Annotated in this window: 8 protein-coding genes; 5 read left to right on the top strand and 3 right to left on the bottom strand. The window is 68.9% G+C overall.

Features of this window, described 5'->3' with window-relative positions; genetic code table 11:
• Positions 1-194 precede the first annotated feature (194 nt).
• The 3 genes from flhB to flhF are packed head-to-tail and all read left to right on the top strand — an operon-like array spanning position 195 to position 6,283.
• On the top strand, positions 195-1,349 hold the full coding sequence (gene flhB / locus DK459_RS14280; protein ID WP_006387520.1) for a flagellar biosynthesis protein FlhB: 1,155 nt from the start codon (positions 195-197) through the stop codon (positions 1,347-1,349).
• A 3-nt stretch (positions 1,350-1,352) separates the two neighbouring features.
• Entirely contained in the window at positions 1,353-3,473 is a 2,121-nt protein-coding gene (gene flhA, locus DK459_RS14275) for a flagellar biosynthesis protein FlhA (RefSeq protein ID WP_006387521.1), read from the top strand.
• Positions 3,470-6,283, top strand: coding sequence for a flagellar biosynthesis protein FlhF (gene flhF / locus DK459_RS14270; RefSeq protein ID WP_110134827.1), 2,814 nt, complete (start codon positions 3,470-3,472; stop codon positions 6,281-6,283). The genes flhA and flhF overlap by 4 nt, the downstream gene beginning before the upstream one ends.
• Positions 6,284-6,363: 80 nt before the next feature.
• Here flhF and DK459_RS14265 read toward each other — a convergent pair whose 3' ends face one another.
• The 3 genes from DK459_RS14265 to flgA form a co-directional block, all read right to left on the bottom strand.
• Entirely contained in the window at positions 6,364-6,840 is a 477-nt protein-coding gene (locus DK459_RS14265; RefSeq protein ID WP_026385116.1) for a flagella synthesis protein FlgN, read from the bottom strand.
• 36 nt (positions 6,841-6,876) lie between these two features.
• A complete protein-coding gene (flgM, locus tag DK459_RS14260) occupies positions 6,877-7,170 on the bottom strand; it encodes a flagellar biosynthesis anti-sigma factor FlgM (RefSeq protein WP_006385251.1) in 294 nt (97 codons plus the stop codon).
• Between the two features lie 127 nt (positions 7,171-7,297).
• Positions 7,298-8,011: a flagellar basal body P-ring formation chaperone FlgA gene (gene flgA, locus DK459_RS14255; protein WP_024068630.1), complete on the bottom strand. Its 714-nt coding sequence runs from the start codon at positions 8,009-8,011 to the stop codon at positions 7,298-7,300.
• A 168-nt stretch (positions 8,012-8,179) separates the two neighbouring features.
• Here flgA and flgB point away from each other — a divergent pair, with 168 nt between their 5' ends.
• A complete protein-coding gene (gene flgB / locus DK459_RS14250) occupies positions 8,180-8,587 on the top strand; it encodes a flagellar basal body rod protein FlgB (RefSeq protein WP_006385249.1) in 408 nt (135 codons plus the stop codon).
• 22 nt (positions 8,588-8,609) lie between these two features.
• Complete coding sequence (flgC, locus tag DK459_RS14245) at positions 8,610-9,029, top strand: flagellar basal body rod protein FlgC (RefSeq protein ID WP_006385248.1); 420 nt, start codon at positions 8,610-8,612, stop codon at positions 9,027-9,029.
• Position 9,030: the final 1 nt, after the last annotated feature.

Below are 9,030 nucleotides of genomic sequence, written 5' to 3'. Positions count from 1 at the left end.
GGCGCCGTTGCGGGACGGGCGGGGCGGGGCGGACAAGTCCGCCGGCGCCCGGGCCGGGGCCAGGCCTGGCGCATCCGGGAATAGCGCCGCTTTCCCCCCGTTTCTTGGCTTATCGCCAAAGGGCCAGGCCTCCTAGAATCTCGGCGGGCAGCTCGTAATCCGAAAATCCGCGAGCCGCAACGATACCGCAGAGCATGGCCGAAGAAAGCGACCTCGAGAAAACCGAAGCCGCCTCTCCCAGGCGCCTGGAAAAGGCGCGCGAGGAGGGGCAGATTGCGCGTTCCCGGGAATTGGGCACGTTCATGATGCTGGCCGTCGGTGTCGGGGCGATCTGGGCCGGCGGCGGCACGATTTATAAGGGACTGAGCGGGGTGCTGCGCAACGGGCTGGCGTTCGACCAGCGCGTGGTGGCCGACCCGGGCGTGATGGTCGAACAGGCCGTCAACGGCTTCGGCCATGCGCTGATGGTGATCCTGCCGATCTTCGGCCTGCTGGCGGTGATCGCGGTGCTGTCCAGCGTGCTGCTGGGCGGGATCGTCATCTCGGGCAAGCCGCTGTCGCCGAATTTCTCCAAGCTGAGCCTGTTCGCCGGACTCAAGCGGATGTTCTCGGCCCAGACCGTGGTGGAGCTCATCAAGGCGCTGGCCAAGGCGATGCTGGTGGGTGGCGTGGCGGTGTGGATCCTGTGGCGCTACCACGACGACATGCTGGGCCTGATGCACGTGGCGCCGTCGGCCGCGCTGACCAAGGCGCTGAGCCTGGTGGCGATGTGCTGCGCCTTCATCGTCGCCTCGTTGCTGGTGATCGTGCTGCTGGACGTGCCATGGCAGATCTGGAGCCACCTCAAGAAGCTGCGCATGTCCAAGGAAGACGTGCGCCAGGAACACAAGGAAAGCGAAGGCGACCCGCATACCAAGGCCCGCATCCGCCAGCAGCAGCGCCAGGCCGCGCGCCGCCGCATGATGTCCGAAGTGCCCAAGGCCGACGTGGTGGTGACCAACCCGACCCACTACGCCGTGGCGCTGAAGTACGAGGAAGACAAGAACGGCGCGCCGCGGGTGCTGGCCAAGGGCACCGGGCTGATCGCCGCCAAGATCCGCGAACTGGCCGCCGAACATCGCATTCCCACATTGGAGGCGCCGCCGCTGGCGCGCGCCCTGCATCAACACGTCGAGCTGGGGCAGGAAATCCCGGCCGAGTTATACACCGCGGTCGCGGAAGTGCTGGCGTGGGTATTCCAGTTGCGCTCGTGGCGCTCGGGATGGGGGGCCGAACCGACGGCGCCGACGTCCCTGGCCGTGCCGGCCGCGCTGGACCCGCAGGCCAAAACCGCAGCACAAGGAGCTTAAGGAATGAGCGCTCTGCTCACCATGTTGAAAAGCAACGGAGCCACGCACGCGCGGCTTCTGGCCGGTCCCATCCTGATCGTGATGGTGCTGGGCATGATGGTGCTGCCGCTGCCCACCTTCCTGCTGGACCTGCTGTTCACCTTCAACATCGCGCTGTCGGTGATGATCCTGCTGGTGGCCATGTTCACCCGCAAGCCGCTGGACTTCGCCGCCTTTCCGGCCGTGCTGCTGTTCGCCACGCTGCTGCGCCTGTCGCTGAACGTCGCTTCGACCCGGGTGGTGCTGCTGCACGGCCATACCGGCCCGGACGCGGCCGGCAAGGTGATCGAGGCCTTCGGCCACTTCCTGGTGGGCGGCAACTTCGCCGTCGGCATCATCGTCTTCATCATCCTGACCATCATCAACTTCATCGTCATCACCAAGGGCGCCGGGCGGATCGCCGAAGTCGGCGCGCGCTTCACGCTGGACGCGATGCCCGGCAAGCAGATGGCCATCGACGCCGACCTGAATGCCGGCCTGATCGGCGAGGACGAGGCGCGCAAGCGCCGCGCCGAGGTGTCGCAGGAATCCGACTTCTTCGGTTCGATGGACGGCGCCAGCAAATTCGTGCGCGGCGACGCCATCGCCGGCCTGCTGATCATGGCCATCAACATCATCGGCGGCCTGATCGTGGGCGTGGCCCAGCACGACATGTCGATGAGCGATTCTGCCCGCGTCTACACGCTGCTGACCATCGGCGACGGCCTGGTGGCGCAGATCCCGGCGCTGGTGATCTCGACCGCCGCCGGCGTGGTGGTGTCGCGCGTGTCGACCGACCAGGACATCGGCCAGCAGATCATCAGCCAGCTGTTCTCCAACCCCAGCGTGATGTTCCTGACCGCCGGCATCATCGGCATCATGGGCCTGATCCCCAACATGCCGCACATCGCCTTCCTGACCCTGGCCGGCGCGCTGGCCTGGGGCGGCTGGGCCATGCACAAGCGGCGCAAGGCGGCCGAGGTGGCGGCCAGCGAAGTGCCGCAGCAGGCGGTGACGCAGGCGCAGGCCGCCGCGGCCGAAGCCAGCTGGGACGACGTCTCGATGGTGGATCAGCTTGGCCTGGAGGTCGGCTACCGCCTGATCCCGCTGGTCGACCACGCCCAGAACGGCGAACTGCTGCACCGCATCCGCAGCCTGCGCAAGAAGTTCGCCCAGGACGTCGGCTTCCTGCCGCCGGTGGTACACATCCGCGACAACCTGGAGCTCAAGCCCAACGACTACCGCATCCTGCTGTCCGGCGTCGAGATCGGCCACGGCGTGGCCATGCCGGGCCAGTGGCTGGCGATCGACCCGGGCGGCGTGACCATGCAGATCAAGGGCACGCCCACCACCGATCCGGCCTTCGGCCTGCCGGCGCTGTGGATCGACGGCAGCCTGCGCGACCAGGCCCAGGTGGTGGGCTACACGGTGGTGGATGCCGGCACCGTGGTCGCCACGCACCTGAACCACCTGATGCACCGCCACGGCTCCAACCTGCTGGGCCGCCAGGAAGTGCAGCAGTTGCTGGACCGCATCGGCCGCGACGCGCCCAAGCTGGTCGAGGACCTGGTGCCCAAGACGCTGTCGCTCACGGCGCTGCAGAAGGTGCTGCAGGGCCTGTTGGCCGAGGAAGTGCCGATCCGCGACATGCGCACCATCATCGATACGCTGTCCGAGCATGGGCCGCGCCTGGCGGCGCTGGCGGCGGGTTCGGGCGGCCAACCCGACATCAACGAGCTGATCGCGCTGACGCGCCGCTCGCTTGGCCGCGCCATCACCCAGCAGTGGTTCCCGGGCGAGGGCGAGTTGCGCGTGATCGGCCTGGACGTCAAGCTCGAGCGCGTGCTGTCGCAGGCGCTGACGACCAGCGGCGGCCTCGAGCCAGGCCTGGCGGATACGCTGCTGCGCGAAACCCAGGCGGCGGTCGAACGCCAGGAGTCGCAGGGCAACGCGCCGGTGCTGCTGGTGTCGCCGGTGCTGCGCGCGCCGTTGTCGCGCTTCCTGCGCCACCATCTGCCGCAGCTGGGCGTGCTGTCGAATACGGAAATTCCCGATGAACGCATGGTCCGCGTGACCGCGCTCATCGGCGGAGGTAATGGGCAATGAAAATAAGCCGCTTCTTTGGAGCCAACAGCCGGGACGTGATGCGCCAGGTGCGCCAGGTGCTCGGACCCGACGCGCTGATCGTGTCGAACCGTAGCGTCGATGGCGGCATCGAAGTGCTGGCCACCGTCGACGGCGCTTTCGATGATGCGCAGCAGCACGCGCAGGAACCCGCGCCGCGCGGCTACGTCGACGGCTACGCGCGCGCGGCCGGCACGCCCGCCCCGCAGGCCCAGTCGGCCCCGGTCGCGCCGCGCCTGCAACCGCCGCCGGCCATGCCCGCGTCCTATGGCCTGGGCACGCATGCCGCCATGGCGCCTCCTCCCCATACCGCGCCGATCGCGCCGCCCGCCGCGCCGCAGCCCGGTTACGCCGTGCCGTCGCGCTCGATTGCCGCCTATCAGTCGGCCTACGCCACGCCAGGCGTGCCGGAGCAGGAAGTCCTGCAGGAGCCGGTCGCCCGCCAGGCGCCGCCCGCAGCCGTGCCACCGGCGGCGCCGGTCGTGGCGGCTCCGGCCCCCGCCGCGCCGGTGCGGGTGGAGATGCCGGCCTTGCCGCCGGCGCGCCCGGCGCCGCCCGCGGCGCCTGCGCCAATGGAACGCCCGGCGCCGTCCGTTGCGCCATCGCCCATGGCGCGCATGCCGGACGCGCCGTTGCGCAATGGCCCGGCGATGCCGCCCGCGGCCCTGCCCAACGACGCGGCGGCCGGGTTGCAGGACGCCATCAGCGCGTTGCGCGGCGCGCTGGAAAGCCGCATGGACGGGCTGCTCTGGGGCGGCCGGCAGGGGCCTGGCCGCGAGCCGGCGGGCGCCGCCTTGTTCCGCAGCCTGCTGGATGCCGGCTTCAGCACCAAACTGGTGCGCACGCTGGTCGAGCGCATGCCGGCGGGCGCGACGCCCGAGGCGGCGCTGGCCTGGGCCCGCAATGAACTCGTCACGCACCTGCCCGTGCTGGGTTCGGAAGATGAATTCCTGGGCGGTGGCGTGTATGCGCTGGTCGGCCCCACCGGCGTGGGCAAGACCACCACGCTGGCCAAGCTGGCGGCGCGCTGCGTGGCGCGCGAGGGCCGCGAACAGGTGGCGATGCTGACCACCGACAATTTCCGGATCGGCGCCCTCGAGCAATTGCAGATCTATGGCCGCCTGATGGGCGTGCCGGCGCATTCGGTGCGCGACGCGGGCGAACTGCGCCGCATCCTGGGAGAACTGGGCAACCGCAAGATCGTGCTGATCGACACCACGGGTATCAGCCAGCGCGATCGCCAGGTGGCGGAGCAGGCCTCGATGCTGTGCAACGCCGGCAAGCCGGTGCGCCGGCTGCTGGTGCTCAATGCCGCCAGCCAGGGCGATACGCTGGACGAAGTCGCGCATGCCTACCGCAATGGCGTGGGCGAGGACGTGGCCGGCTGCATCATCACCAAGCTGGACGAGGCCTCGCGCCTGGGCGCCGCGCTGGACACGGCGATCCGCCACCGGCTGCCGATCCATTATTCGTCGATCGGCCAGAAGGTGCCCGAGCACCTTGAATTGGCGCGCGCCGATGCACTGATCGACCGGGCCTTCGCCATGGTCGAGCGCGCCCGCGCGCTGTATGCGCCCAGCGAGGCCGACATGGCGTCGCTGTGGTCGACGCCCCGGGAGACCGAGGCCGTCGATCCGGCGCGGCGGCGGCAACTGCTGGCGTCCGCCATCTTGCGTCCGCAAGCCGGCGCGGGCTCGATCGAAGCCGCCCAGAATCTGGACGACACCCTGGGCTGGCTCGATAGCGATCCGGCCTGCGTGCAGGCGCGCGCTTCCTGGCGCGAATACGTCAGCGACGGCGCCGGCTCCAGCCTGTCGGCGTTGGGTGAAACGCCGCTGGCGATGGCGCGGCGCGAGTTCCCCACGGCCTGCGGCCGGCATCTGCTGGCGATGCACGGCAAGACCAGCATGAAAGGCGAGGGCTTGCCCGGTGGCACGCTGCTCAGCGCGATGCTGATGAGCGACCGGGGCGCGGCCTTGGCGGCGCCGGCGCAGCAACTGGTGCTGCCGCACGGCATGCTGTCCTCGTTCGCGCCGGCGGCGGCGGCGCAGCCGGATACGGCATTGGCGCTGGAGGCGCGGGTGCGCTGGCTGGGCGAGCAACTGGCCCGCCTGCCGCTGGTGCATATGCTGGAAGCGGGCACCTCGGCCCTGTGGCAGAGCCTGAGCGGGCAGGGGGCCTCATGGGTGGCGCGCAGTCCGGGCGGCATGCGCGTGATCCAGGATGAATGTCCGACCAACCTGAATGCGGTCGGCAAGAGCGTCGGCTACCTGCCGGTGGGGCAGCCGGGCGACATGCCGGGCCTGCGGGCCGTGCCGGGCACCCGCCCGGCGCCGCTGGCGCTGTGGGCCTCGGGCACTGAGATCGGCCTGCCCGGCCGGGGCGAAGAAACACGCCTGCGCCTGGTGTGCGCGCGGCTGATCGATACCGCCAGCGGCGAGGTCGCGGGCCAGCTGTTTGGCCTGACCAACCTTGCGGCCAGCCAGGCGGATGCCGCCACGGTGGCGCGCTGGCTGGTGCTGCAGGAAGAAGCGCGCGCGGGCTTTCGCTACATGGCCAACGCCTGGCAGGCGTTGCCCGCGGTCGACGGCGCCCACACGCTGGCGCGGCAGTCGCTCATGGCGGGCCAGCTCGGCGCGGCCTGCTGGCAGCTGGCGCACGCGCCGACGGCGGACGGCGTGCGCGCCACCCTGTCGGGCGTGGTCAGTCCGGAGCGCAAGCTCACGGGCCGGCTATTGCCGGTGGCGCTGTTGAAGATGTTCGCGATGCTGGAAATGGCCGGAGGCGTTTGAACGGTTCCCGCATGCCCTGCGGGGCCTCGAAAGCAAACAGCCCGCGGATGCGGGCTGTTTGTTTTTGAAGCAGGGAGAGGCTAGCCGGCGACGATCGACTTGCGGCCCGGCGTGGCGCGGGCCCCGCGGCCCTGCGCGTCGTAGGTGGACGGGCCGCCCATGCCGCCCAGGTTGCGCAGCGCGTCCAGCGATTGCTGGGTGTAGCGCAGGTGCACGTCGATCAGGGCGCCATTGCGCAGGTTGATCTCATTGGCGGAGGCGGACTTGGCCAGCAGTGCCTGCCAGACGCCGGACAGCTGCGGATGCAGTACGGCGGCCTGTTCGGTGCCGGCGTGCCCGGCGGGCAGGCCGATCTCGGCCAGCAGGCCGTCGCGCGTCTGGCTCAGGTCGACCAGCTGCTGGGCGACCTGGCTCTTGCGTTCGGTGATGTCATGCAGCGCGTCGACGTTGCCCGGCCCGACCAGCACTTTGGTCTCTTCTTCGAGGATGGAAGAAAACTCGGTGATCAAGGTGTCTTCCTGCCGCAGGCAGGCTTGCAGGGACTCGACTGGGCTCATGGTCATGCTCTGGCGTACGGTCGGAAGGCGATGGGGTTACTTCAGCAGGTCGCGGGCGCTGGCGATCAGGCCGTCGGCGATGCGGCTGGTGTCGATCTTGAGCTGGCCCGAGGCGATGGCCGCCCGGATGGCCGCGACACGTTCGACGTTGATGTCGTTCGAGCCGTCCTGCAGGGCGAGCATTTTGCGCGAGGCCGAGCTCAGCGCGACTTGCGAGCTGCTGGCGCCGCTGCCGCCGCCGGCGCCGTAGGCCTGGGCGACCGAGGATTCGGCGCGAGGGCTGACGGCGTCGGCCGAGATGGGCCGGTTGGTGGTCGAATTGATTTTCAAGGTTTTCTCCGCAGGGCGTCCTGGGTCGATTTGCGACGGATCCGCCTACTTATGCCTCTGTAACGACAAGGTCGGAAGGAACTTTAGGGTAGGCGGCGGCTTGCCGCAACGCGATATGTAACAGTACCTATAGTTGTATTTCGACCAACCCCGCATTGCGCACCACGCCGCTGACCACCTGTCCGCTGGCCGTGCGCACCTGGACCGTGGCGCCGGGCGCCGCATTGTCCAGCGCCTGGCCTTCGCTGCTGACCACGAAACCCTTGCCGCGGGCGTTGATGCGCACGTTCGAGCCGCGCACCACCGACTGGGCATTGCGCAGCGCGGCGCCCTTGACCGGCTGGCCGGCATTGATGCGGTAGGCCGCCGTCATGCCGACCACGGTCTGGGGATTGGTGATGACGCCAGGGGGCAGGGCCACCAGGTCGCCGTCGCGCGGGGCGAGGTCGGCGGGTGTCAGGGCCTGGCCTGCCGCGATCATGCGCGAGGCGACATAGTAATGGCCCGGCACGCTGACCGTGGCCTGCACGTAGGTGGTCCAGGCCTTGGGGCCGTTGCAGCGCACGCCCACCGTCATGCGCGAACGGAGCTTCATGCCTGACGGCATAAATGGGGACAATGCATCGCAAGGGGCCAGCCGTTCGGCCCGGGGCGGGTCGATGGCGACCGAGGGCTCGCCGGGCAGGCCGGCCAGTTGTTCCAGCAAATAGGCCTGCGCGGCAATGGTGATTGCCTCGGGCGCCTGGACGGCGGCCTCTTGCGCCCGAGCCGAGGCGACGGGCGCCAGCAGCAGGGCGGCCAGGCAGGCAGCGCGCGCGCGGAGGTTTGCGGGGAATTTCATGATGTCTGAATTGTAGAAGGCCGCGTCGCTTGGCAATACGTGAATTGGATGAGAAATGACGGGTTATTTGGCTGATTGTGTTGTGCCACCCGACCCTATGATGCCGTCATCCAATGGGATAACGGTGCGTCCGCTGTCCCGGGTTTCATCCGTATTGAAGGCGACCCGATGCTAGACCGGCTTAACGAAGATTTCCGCTTCTTCCAGCAGTCCCTGGGGCTGCGCGCGCAGCGCCAGGAAGTGCTGTCCTCGAACATCGCCAACGCCGACACGCCGAACTACAAGGCGCGCGATTTCGATTTCAAGGCGGCGATGCAGAACGCCATGGAAGGCTCCAAGCGCCTGCCCGACACGTCGCTGACGCTGACCTCGGCGCGCCACATCCCGGCGAAGGCCGTGTCCGAAGGGCCGACCCAGATGCTGTACCGGCTGCCCTACCAGCCCAGCATGGACGGCAACACGGTCGACATGGACATCGAACGGGTCCAGTTCGCCGACAACACCTTGCACTACCAAAGCACGATGCAGCTGCTGTCGGGGCGTATCCGCACCATGATGGCCGCCATCCAGGATTGATTTTCATAGGGAACCGCAGGCAATGTCCTTGTTGAGCATTTTCGATATCGCCGGTTCGGCGCTGAGCGCGCAATCGCAGCGCATGAACGTGGCGGCCAGCAACATGGCCAACGCCGACAGCGTGGTCGGCCCGGACGGCCAGCCGTACCGCGCCCGCCAGGTGGTGTTCCAGGTCAATCCGCCGGCCGGCCAGGCGCTGGGCCGCGAGATCGGCGGCGTGCGGGTGGCCGGCGTGGTGGTGGACCAGTCTCCGCTCAAGCAGGTCTACGACCCCAAGCATCCGCTGGCCGACGCCCAGGGCTATGTCAGCATGCCCAACGTCGACCCCGTGGCGGAAACCGTCAACATGATCGCGGCATCGCGGTCGTACCAGGCCAACGTCGAGGTGCTGAACACCGCCAAGAGCCTGATGCAAAAGACGCTCACCATCGGCCAATCCTGAT

Origin of the sequence: Achromobacter sp. RW408 (assembly GCF_003184165.1) — a bacterium.
In the GTDB taxonomy this organism is placed as follows: domain Bacteria; phylum Pseudomonadota; class Gammaproteobacteria; order Burkholderiales; family Burkholderiaceae_B; genus Achromobacter; species Achromobacter xylosoxidans.
The sequence above is the reverse complement of the archived record's forward strand: the minus strand, read 5'-3'. Positions and strand labels throughout refer to the sequence as shown.

Excerpts from the sequence above, each read along its gene's own strand:
- flhB (WP_006387520.1), top strand. The coding sequence starts at position 195 with ATGGCCGAAGAAAGCGACCTCGAGAAAACCGAAGCCGCCTCTCCCAGG.
- flhA (WP_006387521.1), top strand. The coding sequence starts at position 1,353 with ATGAGCGCTCTGCTCACCATGTTGAAAAGCAACGGAGCCACGCACGCG.
- flhF (WP_110134827.1), top strand. The coding sequence starts at position 3,470 with ATGAAAATAAGCCGCTTCTTTGGAGCCAACAGCCGGGACGTGATGCGC.
- DK459_RS14265 (WP_026385116.1), bottom strand. The coding sequence starts at position 6,840 with ATGAGCCCAGTCGAGTCCCTGCAAGCCTGCCTGCGGCAGGAAGACACC.
- flgA (WP_024068630.1), bottom strand. The coding sequence starts at position 8,011 with ATGAAATTCCCCGCAAACCTCCGCGCGCGCGCTGCCTGCCTGGCCGCC.
- flgB (WP_006385249.1), top strand. The coding sequence starts at position 8,180 with ATGCTAGACCGGCTTAACGAAGATTTCCGCTTCTTCCAGCAGTCCCTG.
- flgC (WP_006385248.1), top strand. The coding sequence starts at position 8,610 with ATGTCCTTGTTGAGCATTTTCGATATCGCCGGTTCGGCGCTGAGCGCG.